General features: G+C 75.1%; 16 protein-coding genes and 1 pseudogene. 7 read left to right on the forward strand and 10 right to left on the reverse strand.

Features of this window, described 5'->3' with window-relative positions; translation table 11 throughout:
* Positions 1-6 precede the first annotated feature (6 nt).
* The 4 genes and pseudogenes from EES41_RS38515 (at position 7) to EES41_RS41930 (ending at position 2,481) form a co-directional block, all read left to right on the forward strand.
* Positions 7-930 carry an oxidoreductase gene (locus EES41_RS38515; protein ID WP_123083183.1) on the forward strand — a complete coding sequence of 308 codons (924 nt, stop codon included), beginning with the start codon at positions 7-9 and terminating at the stop codon, positions 928-930.
* A gap of 114 nt (positions 931-1,044) precedes the next feature.
* Positions 1,045-1,179, forward strand: a complete 135-nt coding sequence (locus tag EES41_RS43980) for a hypothetical protein (protein WP_302186198.1) — start codon at positions 1,045-1,047, stop codon at positions 1,177-1,179.
* Positions 1,176-1,403, forward strand: a pseudogene (locus tag EES41_RS44310) (serine/threonine protein kinase); the annotation flags it as partial. The gene EES41_RS43980 and the pseudogene EES41_RS44310, both read left to right, overlap by 4 nt.
* A gap of 91 nt (positions 1,404-1,494) precedes the next feature.
* On the forward strand, positions 1,495-2,481 hold the full coding sequence (locus EES41_RS41930) for a hypothetical protein (RefSeq protein WP_164496194.1): 987 nt from the start codon (positions 1,495-1,497) through the stop codon (positions 2,479-2,481).
* A gap of 70 nt (positions 2,482-2,551) precedes the next feature.
* Here the strand turns inward: EES41_RS41930 and hisS are convergent, their stop codons facing one another.
* The 10 genes from hisS to EES41_RS42220 all read right to left on the reverse strand — a co-directional run bounded on the left by hisS (position 2,552) and on the right by EES41_RS42220 (position 14,168).
* Positions 2,552-3,853 carry a histidine--tRNA ligase gene (gene hisS / locus EES41_RS38530; RefSeq protein ID WP_123083185.1) on the reverse strand — a complete coding sequence of 434 codons (1,302 nt, stop codon included), beginning with the start codon at positions 3,851-3,853 and terminating at the stop codon, positions 2,552-2,554.
* Positions 3,854-3,955: 102 nt separating this feature from the next.
* The gene (locus EES41_RS38535; RefSeq protein ID WP_123083417.1) at positions 3,956-4,645 is read right to left on the reverse strand and encodes a YggS family pyridoxal phosphate-dependent enzyme; all 690 of its coding nucleotides are present in this window, start codon (positions 4,643-4,645) and stop codon (positions 3,956-3,958) included.
* A 121-nt stretch (positions 4,646-4,766) separates the two neighbouring features.
* Positions 4,767-5,849: a DegT/DnrJ/EryC1/StrS aminotransferase family protein gene (locus tag EES41_RS38540; RefSeq protein ID WP_123083186.1), complete on the reverse strand. Its 1,083-nt coding sequence runs from the start codon at positions 5,847-5,849 to the stop codon at positions 4,767-4,769.
* A complete protein-coding gene (locus EES41_RS38545) occupies positions 5,846-7,093 on the reverse strand; it encodes a pyridoxal phosphate-dependent aminotransferase (RefSeq protein WP_302186199.1) in 1,248 nt (415 codons plus the stop codon). The genes EES41_RS38540 and EES41_RS38545 overlap by 4 nt, the downstream gene beginning before the upstream one ends.
* The gene (locus EES41_RS38550) at positions 7,090-7,923 is read right to left on the reverse strand and encodes a trans-aconitate 2-methyltransferase (RefSeq protein WP_164496195.1); all 834 of its coding nucleotides are present in this window, start codon (positions 7,921-7,923) and stop codon (positions 7,090-7,092) included. Before EES41_RS38550 ends, EES41_RS38545 begins: the two co-directional genes overlap by 4 nt.
* Positions 7,920-9,128 (reverse strand): DapH/DapD/GlmU-related protein, encoded by a 1,209-nt coding sequence (locus EES41_RS38555; RefSeq protein WP_164496196.1) that lies wholly within the window; start codon positions 9,126-9,128, stop codon positions 7,920-7,922. The genes EES41_RS38550 and EES41_RS38555 overlap by 4 nt, the downstream gene beginning before the upstream one ends.
* Positions 9,125-10,552, reverse strand: coding sequence for a pentapeptide repeat-containing protein (locus EES41_RS38560; protein ID WP_123083187.1), 1,428 nt, complete (start codon positions 10,550-10,552; stop codon positions 9,125-9,127). Before EES41_RS38560 ends, EES41_RS38555 begins: the two co-directional genes overlap by 4 nt.
* Positions 10,553-10,561: 9 nt before the next feature.
* Positions 10,562-11,551, reverse strand: coding sequence for a sugar phosphate isomerase/epimerase (locus tag EES41_RS38565; protein ID WP_123083188.1), 990 nt, complete (start codon positions 11,549-11,551; stop codon positions 10,562-10,564).
* On the reverse strand, positions 11,548-13,218 hold the full coding sequence (locus EES41_RS38570) for a class I adenylate-forming enzyme family protein (RefSeq protein ID WP_164496197.1): 1,671 nt from the start codon (positions 13,216-13,218) through the stop codon (positions 11,548-11,550). Before EES41_RS38570 ends, EES41_RS38565 begins: the two co-directional genes overlap by 4 nt.
* Positions 13,215-14,168: a nucleoside-diphosphate kinase gene (locus tag EES41_RS42220; RefSeq protein WP_174261875.1), complete on the reverse strand. Its 954-nt coding sequence runs from the start codon at positions 14,166-14,168 to the stop codon at positions 13,215-13,217. The genes EES41_RS38570 and EES41_RS42220 overlap by 4 nt, the downstream gene beginning before the upstream one ends.
* 585 nt (positions 14,169-14,753) lie before the next feature.
* On the opposite strand from EES41_RS42220, the gene EES41_RS38585 reads away from it, so the two are divergent.
* The 3 genes from EES41_RS38585 to EES41_RS38600 all read left to right on the forward strand — a co-directional run bounded on the left by EES41_RS38585 (position 14,754) and on the right by EES41_RS38600 (position 18,296).
* On the forward strand, positions 14,754-15,974 hold the full coding sequence (locus EES41_RS38585; RefSeq protein ID WP_164496198.1) for a pitrilysin family protein: 1,221 nt from the start codon (positions 14,754-14,756) through the stop codon (positions 15,972-15,974).
* Between the two features lie 115 nt (positions 15,975-16,089).
* Positions 16,090-17,130 (forward strand): hypothetical protein, encoded by a 1,041-nt coding sequence (locus EES41_RS42510; RefSeq protein ID WP_216827323.1) that lies wholly within the window; start codon positions 16,090-16,092, stop codon positions 17,128-17,130.
* The gene (locus tag EES41_RS38600; protein ID WP_123083192.1) at positions 17,127-18,296 is read left to right on the forward strand and encodes a hypothetical protein; all 1,170 of its coding nucleotides are present in this window, start codon (positions 17,127-17,129) and stop codon (positions 18,294-18,296) included. The genes EES41_RS42510 and EES41_RS38600 overlap by 4 nt, the downstream gene beginning before the upstream one ends.
* The last annotated feature ends 2 nt before the right edge of the window (positions 18,297-18,298 follow it).

Consider the following 18,298-nt stretch of genomic DNA (forward strand, 5'->3'; position numbering starts at 1 on the left):
GTCTCCATGGTGATCGCAGCGCCTTCCCTCCCCGACCAGTCGGGGCGGCTGGCCGTCGTCACCGGTGCCAACAGCGGCATCGGCTACGTCACCGCCCGTGAACTCGCCCGCCACGGCGCGCACGTCGTCCTGGCGTGCCGCAGCCCCGCCCGCGGCGGGGCCGCCCTGGAGCGGCTGCGGGCCGAGGTGCCCGGCGCCCGGGCCGAGCTGCGGTCGCTCGACCTGGCCGACCTGGGATCCGTGCGCCGCTTCGCCGGAGGCTGGAACCACGACCGGCTCGACCTCCTGGTCAACAACGCCGGCGTCGCGATGGTGCCGTTCGCCCGGACCGCCGACGGCTTCGAATCGCAGTTCGGCACCAACCACCTCGGCACGTTCGCCCTCACCGGCCTGCTCATGCCCCCGCTGCTGGCCGCCGCCGACCCGCGCGTGGTCACCGTCAGCAGCGAGGGCCAGCGGTTCGCCCGCTTCGACCGGGCCAACCTCAACGCCGAACGCCGCTACCGGGCGGGCTCCGCCTACCTGCAGTCCAAGCGGGCCAACCTCTACTTCGCCGTGGAACTCCAGCGCCGGGCCGACGCGGCCGGACTCGGACTGCGCAGCATGGCCGTCGCGCCGGGCCTGACCCGCTCCAACGTGCTCACCGGCGGCGCCAACCTCGCCAGGGGCCGCACGTACCGGACGCTCTCGCGCGCGCTCGTACGCCTCGCCTTCCGCCCCACACCGGAGGGCGCGAAGACCTCCCTGTACGCCGCGACCGTCCCCGGCCTCCCGGGCGGCAGCTACGTCGTACCCGACGGGTCCTTCCAGCTCCGGGGCGAGCCGACCCTCCGCGATCGGGAGCGCGCCATCGAGGACGCCGCCACGGCCGAGTGGCTGTGGGCGTACTCGCAGGAGCTGACCGGCGTGCGCTACCCGCCGCAACGCTGAGAGTTCGCACGCACGCGCCGTCCGCCGCGGTGGCGAAGTGGGCTGGTCACGACCGCACGGGGCTTGGTGCCGGGCTATTTTGACGTGCCGTCACATGACATGGGCTCGGCTCCCGTGACGAACGCGACCGACGGCGTACTGACCCCGCTCGACCCCCTCGATCCCCGTGAGACGGCCGGCTACCGGCCGCTGGCGCGGCCCGGGCGCTCGGCTCCATCCACGCGGCGGACGTCGTCCACCGCGACCTGAAGCCCGCCAACATCCTGCTCGGCTCGACCGGGCCGTACGTCATCGACTTCGGCATCGCCCGCGCGGCCGACGTCACCCAGCTCACCCGCAGCGGCGCGGTCATCGGGACCCCGCAGTACATGTCGCCCGAGCACGCGCTGGGCGAGGCCGTCACCGGGGCCACCGACCTGTTCTCGCTGGGCCTGAACGCGGCCGTCGCGGCGACCGGACGGCACCCCTACGGCGACGGCGGCGCGACCGCCCTCGGCGTACGCATCGCCAACACCGAGCGGATGCCCCCCCGACCTCGGCGGATACCCGGCGCCGCTGCGGCTGTTGCTGGAACGGTGCCTCACCGCCGACCCGGCGGCCCGCATCACCCCCGGGGAACTCGCGCGGCTGTCCGAGCGGGCCGCGGGCCGGCCGCTGCGCGCGTTCGAGGGCTGGCTGCCCGCACCGCTCATGGCGCGGATCGCCCACCGGGAGGCCGCCGCCGCGAAGCCCGTGCCCCCACCGGCCCCCCGGCCCACGCCCACCCGGCCGGACGCCCCAGCGCAGGCGGGTCCGGTCCCTCCCGCCGGGCAGCCCACCGTGACGGCCCCGCCGCGGCCCGCCGCCCCGCCGCCGTTCGTATCGCCGCCGACGGCTCCGCCCGCCTCCCGGGCCGCCGGGCGCTCCCGTCCCGTGCCGCTCGCGGCCGCCGCCGTGGCCGCCATGGCGCTCACCGCGGTCGTGACCTGGGCGGCCGTGAGCCCGGACGGGAACGCGGAAGGGAGCGGTGAGAGCCGTACGAACGGCAAGGACACCGCCGCCGGCGGCGCTGCCGGCTCCGGCCCTGGCTCCGGCTCCTCACCCGCACCGGCCTCCCCGACGCCCAAGCCGGCGGCGGCCTACACGCTCGTCTTCCAGGACAAGCCGCTGACCCTGCGCGCCCCGGCCTTCAACACCGGGACCCACGTGGACCTGGACGCGCCGAAGATCAGCCCCAGCGGCGAGATCGGCAAGACCACGGGGGTCGAATTCACCTACCAGGACTGGTCGGACGCCGGTCTGCGCTTCGTGGTCCCCCTGGGCAGGAGCGCCGGCACCACGCCCGAGCAGTGCCGTACCGGGGTGGACACCGACACGCTGCCGTCCTCGGTCCTGTCACGGGAGCTGAACGAGGGCACGTTCCTGGCCAGGGGCACGGTGCTGTGCACGGTCACCAGCGAGCACAACCTGGCGATGCTCCGGATCACCGACGTGCGGGTCCCGGCCAAGGGGGCCAGCGGCCGCATGCCCGACCACGTCATGACCCTGACCCTCTGGAAGACGGCCGAGTAGGACGGAGCGGCGGGGAGCGCTACGGCGCCCGCGCGCGGACCCCGGGCGGGGCCCGCGCGTACGCCGGGGGTCAGGCTCCCGCGGGCGCCAGGCGCTCCGTGAGGTGGGCGACCACATCGGCCAGCGCGATCTCGTGCTGCGCGGCGCCCTTGAGGTCCCGCAGGACCACGGCCTGGCGCTGCCACTCGTCGCGGCCGACGATGAGCGCGAAGCCGGCGCCGCTGCGGTCGGCGCGGGAGAGCTCCTTGCCCAGCTTGCGCGGCTCCAGGGTGGTCGAGGTGCGGATCCCCGCCTGCCGGAGCTTGCGGGCGACCTCGCGGGAGGCCGGGACCAGCTCGTCGTCGACGGGGATCACGGCGACGTCGACCTCGTTCTTGGCCTCGGGCAGCAGGCCGTGAGTGTCGAGGAAGTCGTGCAGGGTGACATCGCCCATGCCGAAGCCGATGCCGGGGATGCGCTGGTTGGTGAAGAGGCCGGCCAGGTCGCCGTAGCGGCCGCCGCCGAAGAGCGAGCGGTTGTTCTCCGGGGAGAGGTCGAACACCTCGAAGACGGTGGAGGTGTAGTACTGGAGGCCGCGCACGATGAAGGGGTCGAAGACGAAGAGGTCCTTGGCCTCGCTCTTCATCACCTGGGCCAGCGGGGAGGCTTCCCGGACCTCGTCGGGGAGGTCGGGCAGCACCTCGGCCCCGGAGCGCAGGGTGGACTCCAGGAGGTCGAACATCCGGCCGTCGACGCCGAACTCCGCGGCGTCCTCGCGCAGCTTCTCGGCCGGCACCTTCTCCCACCGGTCGATGAGCGCCATGGTCTGCTGGTGCGCGCTCTCCGGCACCTTCACCACGTCGCGCAGGATGCTGTTGAGGATGGCCCGGTCGCCCACCCGCAGCACCCACATGTCGCGGGTCGCGCCGAGCGAGCCCATCACGTCGTGGATGAGGTCGAAGATCTCGATCTCGCAGTTCGGGCTGTCGGACCCGAAGATGTCCACGTTGAGCTGCCAGTGCTCACGGGTGCGGCCGCGCTGCGGACGCTCGTAGCGGTGGCAGTTGACGTGGCTGTACCAGCGCACCGGGAACTGGAGGCTGCCGGCGTTGGCGGCGATCATACGGGCGACCGAGGGGGTCATCTCCGGGCGCAGCGCGATCCGGCGGCCGCCCCGGTCGGTGAGGGAGTACAGCTGCTGGTTCGCGATCTCCTGGCCGGACTTGGCCTCGTAGATCTCCGCGGACTCCAGGATCGGGCCGTCGTACCGTCCGTAGCCGTAACGCTCCACCGTCTCGTACAGATGGCCGAACACCTGCTGCCGTACGGACATCTCGGCAGGGAGGAAATCCCTGGTGCCTCGGTAGGGAGCGGTGGGCAGCAGACGACTCACGGAGGGGCTCCTATGGGGTGACGCGAAACAGCTGACAGTGTAACAAGGGGTGCTGACGTGACGTCAGGGTGATCGGCGGGCGGACCGGCGCCCGGCGGGGCCTCAGTGTGGCAGGGGCGCGGGCGGGCGGTGGCCGAGGATGGCCGAACCCACCCGGACGTGCGTCGCACCCGCGGCGATCGCGGCCTCCAGGTCGCCGCTCATGCCGGCCGACATCACCACGGCTCCCGGATGCTCGCCGAGCAGCCGTTCCCGGACCGGCCGCAGCCGGGCGAACGCCTCGGCGGCCGGCTCCTGCGGCGGGGCCACCGCCATCACCCCGGCCACCGTGAGCCCGGGGCGGCCGGCGATGAGCGCGGCGAGCCGGGGCACCTCGTCGGGGTGGGCCCCGCCGCGGCCCGCGGCGGCGTCCAGGCTCACCTGGATCAGACAGCGCAGCTCCCGCTCGGCCCGCTCGGCGGCCTTGCCGAGGGCGGACACCAGGGAGGCACGGTCCACGGAGTGCACCATGTCGGCGTAACGGGCCACCGAGGGAGCCTTGTTGCTCTGGAGCTGCCCGATGAAGTGCCAGGACAGGGCCGGCGCGAGCCCGGCGCAGGCCGCTGCCTTCGCGGACGCCTGCTGGTCCTGGTTCTCGCCCACGTCGCGGACGCCGAGCCCGGCCAGCAGGCGGACGTCCTCGGCGGGCCAGGTCTTGGTGACGGTGATGAGGGTGATTCCGGTGTGGTCGCGTCCGGCCGCCCGGGCGGCGTCGGCGATCCGCTCGCGGACGGCGGCCAGCCGCCCGGCCAGGAACGCCCGCCGGGCCTCCCGGGCCTCCCGGTCTTCCCGGGCCTCCAAGCCCTCCCGGTCCTCCCGGGATTCCTCGGGGGCGGGGCGCAGGGGTGTCGTCACGGTCGGTCCTTCTCGTTCGCTAGTCGGGCAGGCCGGTCAGGGCCTCGGCCACCCGGTCGGCCTGTTCCTCGGTCAGCGCGGCGAACAGCGGTACCGAGACGGTGCTGTCCACGACGCGTTCGGCCACCGGGTACTCCCGCGGCTCCAGGCCCAGTTGCCGGTGCAGCAGGTGCCGGGCGGGGATCAGGGGATCGGCCGCGATGCCCGCGGCGCGCAGGTGGCCGATCCACCGCTGCTGCTGGGCGCGGCCGGCGGCCCGCAGGCAGTAGCGGTAGGGCACCTGGCCGGGGGCCAGCCCGGGCGGGGGCGCGACGTGCGGCGGCAGGGCCGCGGTGTAGCGGGCGGCGACGGCGCGGCGGTGCGCGGCGATGCCGTCGAGGCGGCGGAACTGGCTGAGCGCCAGGGCCGCCGCCGGGTCGGAGAGGCGGTGGTTGAACCGCGGGGCGTAGACCTCGCGGGCGCCCGGGTCCTGGTAGCCGCGGACGTGTTCGCGGGCCGCGGGGTCGCGCTGCAGCAGCATCCCGCCCTCACCGGCGGCGATCACCTTGGTGGCGTAGAAGGAGAACACCGAGGCGTCCCCGATGGCGCCGAGGGGGCGGCCCCGCTCGTCGCGGCCGCCGAGGCTCTGGCAGCAGTCCTCCACCAGCAGCGCGGTCTTGGGGCGCAGGGCGTCCAGATCCGCCGGGTGGCCGTGGGTGTGTACGGCGATGACGGCGTCGAGGGGGTGCGCCGGGTCGAGCCGTTCGGGATCGATGCCCAGGGTCCGCTCGGTGACGTCCACGACCAGCGGGGTGCAGCCGGCGGCCAGTACGGCGTCCAGCAGGGCGGAGCAGCCGTAGGTGGGGACGGCGACGGTGGCGCCGTTGTCCCCGAGCCCGGCGCCGCGCAGCGCCAGCGTCAGCCCCGCGGTGCCCGAGGAGACGGCGGAGGCGTGCAGGGGGTGGAAGCGCTCGGCGAAGGCCGCTTCGAGGGCTGCGGTCCGGGGGCCGGTGGCGAGCCATCCGGAGCGCAGGGCCTCGGTCACGGCGGCGATGTCGTCCTCGGTGACGAGCGGCCCGTTGTGGGGGACGGGCGCGGGGGCTGGGACGGGGGCGGGGATCATGCCAGGCCCTCCTTCAGCCGGTCCAGCGCCTCGTGCAGTACGGTCTCGCGTTTGCAGAACGCGAAGCGGACGTAGCGCCGCCCGGCGTCCGGGTCGGCGTAGAAGACCTGCTGGGGGATGGCGGCGACGCCGGCGCGGCCGGGCAGCGCACGGCAGAAGTCCATCCCGTCCCGCTCGCCGAGGGGGGTGATGTCGGCGGTGATGAAGTACGTGCCCTGCGGCGGCCGCACGTCGAAGCCGAGCGCGCGCAGCCCGTCGGTCATCAGGTCCCGGCGTCGCCGCAGGGAGTCCGTGGCGGCGGTGAAGTACTCCTCGGGGAGGCGCAGGGCGTCGGCCACGGCGTACTGGAAGGGCGTGCCGGCGGCGAAGGAGAGGTGCTGCTTGACCTCGCGGACGGCGGTGACCAGATCGGCGGGGCCGCTCGCCCAGCCGACCTTCCAGCCGGTGAAGGAGAAGGACTTGCCGGCGGAGGAGATGGTGACGGTGCGTTCGAACATGCCGGGCAGGGCCGCGATGGGCTGGTGGACTCCGTCGAACACCAGGTGCTCGTAGACCTCGTCGGAGATGACCAGGAGGTCGTGGGCCCGGGCCAGCGCGGCCACCTCGTGGAGCTGCCCGGGGGTGAAGACCGCGCCGGTCGGGTTGTGGGGGGTGTTGAGCAGCAGGACCCGGGTGCGCCCGGTGATCGCGGCGGCCAGGTCCCGGGTGTCCAGGGTGAAGTCGGGCGCCCGCAGCCGGACCGGCACCAGGGTGGCGCCGGCCAGGGTGGCGCAGGCGGCGTAGGAGTCGTAGAAGGGCTCCAGGGCCACGACCTCGTCGCCGGGCGAGGTCAGCGCGAGCAGCGCGGCGGCGAGCGCCTCGGAGGCACCGGTGGTGACGACGGTCTCCCGGTCGGGATCGATGTCCAGGCCGTAGCGCCGCCGCTGGTGGTCGGCGATGGCGCGGCGCAGGGCGGGGAGCCCGGGGACCGGCGGGTACTGGTGGTGGCCGGCGCGCAGCGCGCGGACGGCGGCCTCGACGACGGAGTCGGGGCCCGCGGTGTCCGGGAAGCCCTGGCCGAGGTTGACGGCGTCGTACCGCTCGGCCAGGGCCGACATCTCGGCGAAGACGTTGTGCCCGTGCGCGGCGAGGCGGCCGCGCCGCGCGGGGACGGCGGGCGCGGCGGGAACGGCAGGCGAGGCAGGCGCGGCAGGCGTGCCGCAGCACCCGCCGCTGCCGGGCGGGTGCTGCCGGTGCCCTGTCACGACCGGTCACCGGCGGCGGCCGCTGCGGGCTCCGGCCGGTGGATCTCCAGCAGGGCGAAGCGGTGGAGCATCTGGCTGCCGTTGAGGTAGACCAGCGCCGGGTCCGCGGTGGCGCCGGGGTGGGCGTCGGGGTCGGGCACGGTGTGCGAGCGCAGCGGGTCCTGCGACTGCCGGGCGCGGGGTGCGGCGGGCAGGTAGCGGTGGAAGGCGTGCCCCAGTCCGGCCGCGTCCAGCAGCCGGCTGACGGTCTGCACGGAGAACTGGTTCCACCCGGGCAGCCACTCCGGGTCGCTGTCCGAATGGCGCAACCGGATGACGACGTCCACCGGTTCGGGGTTGAACAGCCCGAAGACGTAGGCGCGCCCACCGGGTGCGGTCAGCCGCAGCAGCGCGTCGATCCACTGCTGGGGGTCGTCGAAGTGGCTGTGCAGGGCGACCATGAACACGGTGGTGAACGGCCCTGCGGGCAGGGTGTCGGGGCGCAGCACGTCACCGGTCAGGAAGCGGGCGCCGGGCACCCGCAGCCGGGCCTGCTCGATCAGCGTGGGCTGGAGGTCCACGCAGGTCAGGTCGGTGCCGGGGTGGCGGCCGAGGAGGTAGTGGGCGAACGCTCCGGCCGCGCAGCCCACTTCGCACACCGGCCCGTCCGGGTGGCCCCGCAGCCAGGGCTCGGCGTGGTCGACGACGAAGGGGAAGTAGTGCGGGTGCTCGCTGTCCACGGGGCGGTCGGCGTAGCGCAGGTCCAGATTGCGCGGGCCGCCGGCCGGCCCGGGCAGGGCCGTGTGCTGCGGCGTGGTGGTGTGGGGCGCCTGGCGGGGGGTGCTGGTCATCGGCCGTTCCCGGTGGTGGTGGGCTTGGAGGTGAGCGCGGCCAGCCGGGCGAATCCCTCGACGGGCAGGCTGCGGAAGGGCAGTTGGTCGCCGCAGGGCAGGGCGTTGCGCCGCAGGAAGTCGCGCAGGTCGTGGCCGACCTCGTCGAGGCCGCCGGTGAGCCGCCCGGAGCGCAGTTCGAACAGGGCGCGGCTGCGGCTGGTCCAGGGACGCAGGTCGGGGCGGTCGTCCACGGCGAGCAGGTGGAATCCGCGCCGGTGGGCCGCGTTGGCGTGGGCGTGGACGGCGTCGAGGCAGGTGTCCTCGGTGACCAGCAGCACGCGGTGGCGGCCCTCGACGTCGATGCCGCCGTCGGGGGTGCGCTCGGCGCTGAGGCCCTTCCACTGGAGCTCGGCGATCCATTCGTCGAGCAGGGCGTCCACGCGCCGGTGAGCCTCCTCGTCCTTGGGGGGCCGTGGTTCCAGGGTGCGTTTGACGGCGGCGGGCACGCCGCCCGCCAGTACTCCGGCGGGCAGGTCGCGGCTGACGACGCTGCCGGCGGCGACGATGGTGTCGGCGCCGATGGTCACCCCGGGGAGCACGGTGGCGTGGTAGGCGAGCCAGACGTTGCGCTCGATGCGCACGGGCGCGAAGGTCGCCGGGTAGCCGTCCAGGAGCCGGTGACCGAAGTGGAACCCATGGGTCCAGATGGTCAGGTGGGAGCCGGAACCGACCTGGTCGCCCAGGATGATCGGGTGGTTGGCGTTGAGGATGCTGTGCGGTCCGATCGCCACCCGGGCACCCAGGACGACGTGCGAGGTGGAGGCGGTGGTGCCGCCGTAGCCGACGCTGGTGCCCTGACCGAGGTAGAGCAGCCGGTCGGCCTGGAAGGAGCGGCAGGTGACGTGCGTCCCGGACTCGATGCGCCCGCCGCCCTCGACCTCGAAGGCGTCGGCGACGAGCACGGTGACCGAGGCCTGGAGCTCGGTCGCGTCACCCAGGAAGAGGGTGCCGGCGCGCAGGTCGCAGTGCTCGCCGATGGTGACGCCGTCGCCCAGCGTGAGGGTGTCCGCGGCCAGCACGGCATTGGCGCCGATCGTCACGTCGCGGCCGATGAGGACGTTGGAGCCGAGCCAGGCGCGCACGCCCGGCCCGACCGCCGCTCCGGCCTCGATCAGCCGGCGCCGGCCGGCCGAGCCGTCGTCGGGGGTCTGGTCGATGGTCACGTCGACCCCTTGCGGCCCTTCGCCAGCGCGGCGCCGAGGTTCTCGACGAAGGCGGCGAACTCGGTCGCGGCCGGTCCGCCGTCGCGCTCCAGGGCTTCGGCGAGGCCCGGACAGCGGTCGGTGAACACCGGTGCCTTCACACCCGTCAGGGAGGCGCCGGTGACGACGGTCTTCACCCAGGTGGACTGGTACATGCCGGCGCCGTCGAGCCGGGCGCCGGACAGGTCGGACTGGCTGAACCGGCTGTACGCGCAGTTGGCGCCGACCAGCCCGGCCTCGCGCAGGTCGGCGGCGATGTAGGCCTGGACGAGGGTGGCACCGTCCAGGACGGCGCGGCGCAGGCTCATGCCGCGCGGCGGATCACCGGTGATCATGGCGCGGTAGAGGTTCGCGTGGCGGAGGTTGGCCCGGGCGAGGCTGGAGTCGCGCACCGTGAGGCAGCGGCCGAGGAAGGTGCTCATCTCGGCGTCGGACAGGTCGCTCTCCACGATGTGGAGGTTCTCGCCGCGGGCGGCGGTGAGGACCGCGCCGCGCAGACTGCTCTCCACGATGCTGCCGTTGCTCAGCGACGCCCCGCCGAGGCGGACCTGGGGCAGGGTGCAGCGCGTCCAGCGGGCACCGGTGAGCTGGGCGCCGCCGAAGTCCGCGGCGGTGACGGTGAGGTCGGTGAAGTCGGCGTCGGGCGCCTTGAGCCCGGCCGCGCGCCAGTCGTGCGCCTGGATGCCGGTGAGCCGCAGCTGCGGCAGCCCCGCGTCGGCGAGCACCAGGCCGTCGGCGGCGGTGAGCCGCTGGAGGGCCAGACCGTGACCGGCCACCGAGCGCAGCGAGGTGTCGCGGAGGCTGGACTTGGTGACGGAGAGCTGGTCGACGCAGGAGCCGTCCAGGGCGGCGGAGTCCAGCAGGCATTCGCTGATCAGCGCGCCCTGGAGGTTCATGTTGCGCATCGAGGCGTCGGACAGGTCGCACTGGTAGAACGACGAGCCGGACAGGTGGCCGTCGTCCAGGTGGGTGCCGCGCATGCTGCACCCGTGGAAGAGCGTGCCGGTGGCGTCCCGCAGCCCGGTCAGGTCGGCGCCGTCGAAGACGCAGGTCTGGGCGGCCAGGGCGTGGACGTAGGCGGAGCGCAGGCTGGCTCCGGTGAGGTTGGTGCGTTCCATCCCCGGGCAGACCATGCTGACTTCGGAGAGGTCGGCCTCCTGGAGGCGGGTGCCGTGCAGCAGCGCCCGGTTGAGGGTGGCGCGGCGCAGGTCGACCCGGCGCAGGTCGAGGTTGCTCAGGTCGGCCTCGGTGAGGTCCATGCCGCGGCCGGTGGTGTCGATCAGGCCCTGGGTGACTTCGGAGACGTGCTTGAGCAGCGCGGGGCGCAGTTCCTCGTCGGCGGCGGCCAGGTGCCGCAGTAGTTCCAGCGCGGTGGTGTCGGGCATCGGGGCTCCTCAGGTGTGGGCGGGACGGGGAGGTCCGGTGGGCGCGGTTCGGGCGGGCTCGCCCGGCGTACGAACGGCAGGGCCGCCGGGTGTACGAGGGCCGGGGCCGCCCGGCGTACGAACGGCAGGGCCGCCGGGTGTACGAAGGCCAGGGCCGTCCGGTGTGGAGCTGCCCGGCCGGCGGGGGCCGATCAGCGCGCGGATCCACCGGCTGATCTGCTCGGGCTCCGGATCGCCGGGCGCCGGGGGCCGGTGCTCCAGGACGACGGCGGGGGCGCCGGTGAGGTCGAGCAGCTCGGGCAGCACCTCGGCCAGCGGCAGGTAGCCGTCGGCGGCCGACTGGCCGGCGTGGGCGGGCTCGTGGCCGTGCTCGGGGTAGCGCGCGGTCGTGGTGTTGTAGAGGTGCATGCTGCGCACGACCGGGCCCAGGGCGCGGGCGTAGCCGAGCGGCCCGTGCTCCGGGCCGAGCAGGTGCGCATGGCCGACGTCGAGGCAGAGCCCCAGCTCCGGGCGCCCGGCGAGCGCGTCGCGGTAGTGCTCCGCGGTGTGCAGCAGCGGGTGGGCGGAGAGGTTCTCCACCAGTACGGGGACCCCGTGCTCGCGCGCCAGCCCGCAGGCGGCGTCGAGGAAGTCGCGGCACCAGCTGTCGAACCCCGCGAGCGGGTAGGGCGGGTAGGGGCTCGGGAAGTGCACCACCACGTGGAGCGCGCCGAGGTCGGCCGCGCAGCGGACGGTGGCCTCGGTCAGCCGCAGCGCGGTCGCCGCCTCGTCCGGGTCGGGGCCGGTGGGCGCGAACCGGCGCAGTGGGCGCGGCTCGTCGTAGGGGACGGGAGTGTGCAGCGCGGGCCGGATGCCGTGGCGGGCGCAGAACCGCTCGATCGCGGCGAGCATCGACCGGGGGTAGTTGTAGAACTCCACGACCTCGGGCTCGTAGGCGAGCAGCCCCGTCAGATCGGTGCGGTCGGCCAGCACACCGGTGGAGACGCCCAGCAGGGTCATGCCGCACCCCCCGGTGCGGCGGCGGCGGCCTCGGCGAGGCGCGCGGCCGCCGCCCGGTCGGTCTTGCCGGTGCGTCCCAGCGGGGGCTGCTCGACGCGGTGCACCCGCTCGGGCACCTTGTGGGCCTCCAGCCGGAGCCGCCCGTGGGCCCGCAGCTCCTCCTCGGCGGGCATCCGGCCCGCGCGCGGTACGAAGAGCAGGTGCAGGCGCTCGCCCAGCAGCGCGTCCGGGACACCGACGGCCACGCACGCGGCGCAGTCGGGGTGATCGGCGTACGCGGCCTCCACCTCCAGTGGGGAGATCTTCGCGCCGCCGCGCACGATGAGCTGCTTGGCGCGCCCGACGAGTTCCACCCGGCCGTCCAGCGGCCGGTGCCGGGCGAGGTCGCCGGTGCGCAGCCAGCGGCCGGCCATGGTGGCGGCGGTGGCGGCGGGGTCGTCGAGGTACCCGGTCATCAGATGGGGCGTACGGAGCCAGAGTTCACCGGCCGTACCCGTTTCGGCTTCGGCGCCGGCTTCGGCAGCGGGGGCACCGTCCACAGGCATGATGCGGTACTCCACGCCGGGGGAGGGGCGCCCGATGGTGCCCGCCTCCTCGTCGTAGCGGTCGGGGGTGAGGATGAAGTCGGAGGTGGCGCTCTCGCTCAGCCCGAAGACGTCGGCGATCCCGGCGTGCGGCAGCAGGGCCCGCGTTCCGCGGCCCAGGCCGGCCGGCAGGGGTTCGCCGCCGCAGATCCAGGTGCCGGGGGAGCCCGCCGCGGCGAGCCGCGCCGCCAGGGCGGTTCCGTCCGGGGAGTCGAGCTCGCGGCGGATCAGGCGCAGCATGCTGGGGACGACGGCGGTCCGGTCGACGGTCCGCCGCGCGAGGAGCTCCAGCACCTGGCGGGCCCGGAAGCGCGGGGTGAGCAGCAGGGTGCCGCCGGTCGCGAGGGTGAGCAGCGAGGTCCACTGCCCGAAGCTGAAGTTGAGGTGCAGCAGGTGCAGGGCGGTCTGGCCCTCGCCGAACGGCAGCGTCCGGGCGATCGCCCGGAGCTTGGTGTGCAGGGCGCGGTGGGAGAGCACCACGCCCTTGGGGCGGCCGGTGGAGCCGGAGGTGAAGACCACCAGGGCCTGCTCGGCGTCCAGTTCGGCCGGCGGGACCGGCGGGACCGGCGGGCCGCCGGGAGCGCCGGGAGCGCCGGGAGCGCCGGGAGCGCCGGCGGCGGTGTCCTGGACGATCCCGTTGATCCAGGGGTGGCCGGCCGGGCCGGTGGCGTCCTCCCAGGCCGCGGGGCGGTGGCGGGGGTCGCCGAGCAGCAGCCGGGCGCCGACGCGTTCGGCGGTGGCGCGCAGCACCAGCGCGGGGGAGTCCCGGTGTACCGGGACCACGACCGCCCCGGCGGACCAGGCGCCGAGTTCGCACACGAGGTCGCCGCACCGGTTGTCCACCGCGACGAGAACGGGTTCCCCGCGCCGCAGGCCGGCCGACGTCAGGGCGGCGGCGAGGGCGCGGCCCCGCTCGCCGAGGTCGCGGTAGCCGAGGACGTCCTCCCCGTCGTCGAGGGCGACGCGGTCCGCGAAGCGCGCGCAGGCCCGTTCGAGGAGCGCGTCGAGCCGCTGGGGGGTGCCCGCCAGGGGAGCGGCGGGGGCGCCGGCCGGGGTGCCGGTCAGGGTGGAGGGGGTGGTCACGCGAGCACCTTCCGGACGGCCGGCCGCCGGTCCCCGGGCAGTTCGTCCCCGGGCATCTCGTCTCCGCGCAGTCCGTCCCCGGCGGGGTAGCGGAAGTCCTCGTCCAGGGCGCGGATGACGGTGCGCAGGCCGGTGTCCCACAGCGAATCCGCGTAGCCCCGGCACTCCGCGAGGGTGCCGGCGGCCAGCGGGAACTCGGCGTGGTGCAGCGAAGTGAAGATCACCTCGAAGGCCTGCGGGAAGTCGATGCCGGGCAGGGCGGCCATCACGGCGGCGACCAGGTTGTCGAAGGAGAGCTGGTTGGGCGAGCGGGTGACGCAGACGACGTGGTCGCGCGGCCCGTCCGCGCGCCGCGGAGCCTCGTACAGGGGCGGATAGGTGGGGCGCCAGACGCAGGAGGAGGGGTCGCGCCACATCGGCTCGACGACCGCGCGCAGCGCCTCGGGGTCGCGCCAGCGCGGGGGCAGCGAGATGCCGGGCGGGTAGGCCTGGGTGACGTCCTCGTAGTCCCCGAAGTCGGTGCCGGCCAGCAGGGCCCGGCAGTCGGGGCAGTGCTGCCCGAAGACGGAGAGCTGGAGCGCGAACTCCTCCCAGTGGTCCGGCGTGTGGACCACGTTGGCCCACACGCCGAGGCGGTAGGCGGCTCGCGCCTTGCGCTTGACGGCGGCGGCCGTCTCCACGGTGTCGTCGCCCCCGCGGACGACGATCACCTCCATGGGCCGGTGCGCGTACCAGAGGTCGAGGGTGAGGTGCTCCAGCGGGTTCTCGCTGCGCCGCATGTCGGCGAAGGCCCGGCGGATGTCGTCCTCGTCCAGCAGGATCCGGTGGTGGCACAGGACGGTCAGTCCGGCCTCCCGCACCGTGTCGAGGACGTACGGCTGGAGGTGGCGCGAGACCCCGTCCGGCTTGATCAGGAGCAGGGAGTGCTGGCTCTCCGACAGGCGTTCCAACTGATTCCCCTCACATTCGCGTGCTTGTCACAGCGAGATTGACACGAAATGAGCGGCTGAGTCAATAAAGCTAGTCAAGTTGCCTTCGTGTGGGTGAGGCGATCTCCAACCTCCAGGAGTGCGGAGGAGGTTGTGGCTGCTCGGCCCCCTGTGGAGTCGCTCGCAAACAATATTGACAGGGGGACTTGACTCGCGGGTCTAGATCATGGTCATATCGCTTCACCGCAAGGGAATGAACGCCTTGCGGGGCATCACACACAATGAAGGAGAGTCATCATGACCCGTAACCACGCTGTCGGCATGCGTCCCCGCCTCGACAAGATCAAGGTCCGCTCGGGCAAGTAAGCACGCCGAGTGCCGGGCTGCCGCCGGATCACCTCCGGCGGCAGCCCGGCCGCCGCATTTCCGGGCCCTTGACGGTCCCAGCGAGCGGGGCCGCATCCGGCTCCGCTCCCGGCCGTGTTCGCAGCTCTCCCCTCCGGCCGTGCGCGCGCGCCCGGTACCGGGCGCGCCCCGGCGGAATTCGGGACGGGACCGAACGCGGCCCCACCCCGCCCGCACCGCGCAGCGACGGAGACCTCCCCCGTGACCGAACAGCTCCTGACGCAGAACGTCCCCGTACTGGTGGACCACACCCCCGGCAGCCGCACCACGACCGTGTGCGTCGCCGTCGGATCGGGTGCCCGGCACGACCCCGAGGGAGTCGCCGGCGCCACGCACATGCTCGAACACCTCGTCATGTCGTGCCCGCTGGACGGCGGCCCGTCGCTGAGCGAGCGCGTCGAACGGCTCGGCGGCACCTGCAACGCCCTCACCAGCCCCGAACTCCTGGTGATCCACGCCCAGGTCCTCAACGAGGACGCGCCGGAGGTCATCGGCTGGATCGGCGCGTCCCTGCTCCGCCCCGAACTGACCGCCGCCCACCTGGACCGCGAGCGCCAGGTCGTCCTCCAGGAACTGAGCGCGGCGGCCTCCGACCCCGCCGACGCCGTCCAGGACGCCTTCCTGGCCCGGCTGTTCGACGGCCACCCCCTCGGATCGCCGGTCGGCGGCGACCCCGCGAGCATCGCCCGCATCACGGTGGACGTCATGCGCGACGCCCACCGCCAGGCCCTGGCCGGCGCACCCGTCGCGGTGAGCGCCGTCGGCGGACTGCCGGCGACGGAACTGCTCGCCGCCCTCGACAAGGCGGGCATCGGCGCCCTCCCGGCCGCGCCGCCGCTCGGCGCGCGCCCGCCGCAGACCCCGCCGCCGGTCCGCACCGGGATCCCGGAGCGCTGGCCCGACGAGTTCTGCTGGCTGCAGGCCGGCAGCCGGGCGCCCCACCTCGGCGATCCGCGCCGCCACGCCTACAACGTGCTGGGGCACCTGATGGGCTCCAGCCCCGCCTCCCTGCTCTACGCGCGCATCCGCAACGACGAGGCGCTCGCCTACTCCTTCCAGTCCTGGTCCCGCAGCTACAGCGACACCGGCGCCTGGCGGATGCTGGCCGGCGCCGAGCCCGCCAACGCCCCCCGCGTCCTGGACGCCTTCCGCTCGCTGCTCGCCGAGATCGCCTCGGACGGGCCGGGCGAGGAGGCCTTCTCGGCAGCCGTCCGGCAGGCCGTGGTGGAGGTCGTGCTGCGCGCCGAGTCCCAGCAGGAGGCCGCGATCGCGCTGGCCGTCGACCGGGCGCTGGCGGCCGATGTCACCCTGCCCGAGCAGGAGATCGAGGCCCTCGGCCGGGTCACCGCCGCCGAGGTCGCCGCCGCGGCGGCCGACGTGGCGCGCGAACTGGTCGCCGTGGTCCGCCCCGAGGCGGCCTGACCCGATGCCGACGACCCCTCCCGGCGCCCTGCCGCCCGCCACTGCCCCGGCGTCTGCCACTGCCCCCGCGCCGGCCCCGGCGTCCGCCGCTGCCCCCGCGCCAGCCCCGGCGTCCGTGCCCGCTCCGGCGGATGCTGCCGCGCCCGCGTCCGTTCCGGCCTCCGCGCCGGCCCCGGCGTCCGCCGCTGCCCCCGCGCCGGCACCGGCCCCCGCGCCGGCCTCGGCGTCCGCTCCGGCGTCTGCCACCGTTCCCGCGCCCGTCCCGGCGGATGCCGCCGCGCACCCCGGTGCGCTGACCGCCTCCGCCGAGTATCTGGCCGCCGCCGACGAGGCGGGGCTGCTGCACCGGAGCGACGGGCTGGTCTACGTGGCCGGCGCCTACCGCGAGCCGCTCACCGGAGTCGAGCAGTGCCTGGTCGAGCACGCCGACCCGCGACTGCTGCGCGCGGCGCCGGCCTTCCTCGACGCGCTCTTCGCCCGCTTCCCGGAATGCACCGAGGCGATCGTCCGGGTGGCCGGCGCCGACGACCCGCACCCCGTGCTCACCCCCCATCTGAGCTACCTGTCGCTGCCCGCCGCGGCGGCCGGCGCCCCCGAGGGCGCGCCGGCCACCGGGCTGACGGTCGCCCCGGACGAGGCCCGCGCACACGACGCCGCCGTCCACGACTGGCTGCGCCGGGCCATGGAGACCGCGGCCGCCGGCCGGGGCCTCGCCACCCTGCCGGAGGCCGTCCGCGCCGCCGTGGACGCCTTGCTGGACTCTCCCGGCCGGCGCACCTTCGTCGTGTACGCCGACGGCCGCGACCAGCCGGTCGGCCACGCCACCCTCTCCGTCGACGCCCACGACGACCCCAGCGGAACGGACTTCGTGGACCTCGTCGACATCCTCATCGACGACGCCGCGCTGCGCCCCGCCGCGATCGCGGCCCTGGTGCGGGCCTGTGCCCAGGTGGCGGACGGCCTCGGGCTGCCCCTGCTCGGCAACGTCTGCCACGGCCTCGACGAGGCCGGCCGCAGCGGGGCCGTGGTCACGGCCCTGGAGGCCCGCGGCTGGCGCCGCACCCATCAGTACCGCCACGCGCCCCGCCCCAGCGCCGGCCCCAGCGCCGAGGACGCGGCCGCGGGCGCATCCCAGGACCAGGAAGAGACCCCGTGAAACCACCGACCCGTTCCCCCTTCCCCCTCAGCCTCGGCCTGCTGTACGAGCTGCTGGAGGTCGACCCCGACCTCCCTCCCCGGTACCTGCTGCGCCGGGCGCGCCAGGAGGGCGCCGTCGTGTCGACCCTGGTGCTCTCCCTGGCCGAGCGCGAGGGCCTGGCCCTGGGCGAAGGCGCCCGCGGCGAGCTGGCCCGGATGACCCGGCGGTCCGACCTCTACCGGGAACTGGAGGCGGCGGTCCGCGCGGTACCCGGGGCGCGCACCGTCAAGGGCCCCTCCCTGGCCCGCCACTACCCGGCCGGTCTGCTCCGTGCGATCGGCGACCTCGATGTCGTCGTCCCCGACGAGGCGGCGCTGTGGCGGGTGCTGGCCGAGGTGCTCGACCGCCGGGAGGCGGGCGAGGCCCTGATGACGGAGCTGCACGAGGGCGGCCGGCGGGACCTGCTGGTCTCCGTGTGGTGGCTCGGAGAGGACCCGATGCTCGACCTCGACCGCGGCGTGGAGGTGACCACCTTCGCCTACGGCGGACTGCCCGAGCGGGCGGTGCCGCTGCGTCCCGAGCTGCCCGCCGAGCAGGTGTGCGCCGATGTGCTCGCGGTGGCGGAGGAGCGCTTCCAGCGCGAGTTCACCCTCAAGGACGTACTGGACCTGGTCTGCGTCCTCACCTCGCCCGCGGCCCCCGAACCGGCCGCGCTGGCCCGGGCCGCCGCCGACTACGCGCTGGCGCCGGAGCTGGAGGAGCTGTGCGCCAAGGCCGCCGGCCACCCGGCCCTGGCGTCCGCCGTCCCCGCGGAGCTGGCGGACGGGCTGCGCGAGCCCGCCCGCATCGAACGCGCCCGCCGGGCCGCCGCCGGCCCCGCCGCCGAGGAGCCGCGCCACTACGGCTTCCAGCTCACCGAACCGCTGCGGCGCGGCGCCGGGGACGCGGTCGAGGACCACGACTTCGGCGGGGTGCTGCTCCGGCGCACCCCGGTCGCGGACTTCCTGCTGGTCTCCGGCGAACTCGTCGACCCCGCCGACCACGAGGCGGCGCTGGCCGCGCTGTCCGCGCTCGCCCCGTGGCAGGAGCGTCCGGCCCCGGCCGTCGCCCCCGCCCCGGCGCCGTCCCCCCGGGCACCCACTCACGCGGCCGCCGGCGCCGTCCCCGCCGGCAGTGGGAGCTGAGC

The sequence above is a fragment of the Streptomyces sp. ADI95-16 genome, assembly GCF_003721495.1.
Taxonomy (GTDB): domain Bacteria; phylum Actinomycetota; class Actinomycetes; order Streptomycetales; family Streptomycetaceae; genus Streptomyces; species Streptomyces goshikiensis.

Excerpts from the sequence above, each read along its gene's own strand:
- EES41_RS38515 (WP_123083183.1), top strand. The coding sequence starts at position 7 with ATGGTGATCGCAGCGCCTTCCCTCCCCGACCAGTCGGGGCGGCTGGCC.
- EES41_RS38540 (WP_123083186.1), bottom strand. The coding sequence starts at position 5,849 with ATGATCCCCGCCCCCGTCCCAGCCCCCGCGCCCGTCCCCCACAACGGG.
- EES41_RS38550 (WP_164496195.1), bottom strand. The coding sequence starts at position 7,923 with ATGACCAGCACCCCCCGCCAGGCGCCCCACACCACCACGCCGCAGCAC.
- EES41_RS38560 (WP_123083187.1), bottom strand. The coding sequence starts at position 10,552 with ATGCCCGACACCACCGCGCTGGAACTACTGCGGCACCTGGCCGCCGCC.
- EES41_RS38565 (WP_123083188.1), bottom strand. The coding sequence starts at position 11,551 with ATGACCCTGCTGGGCGTCTCCACCGGTGTGCTGGCCGACCGCACCGAT.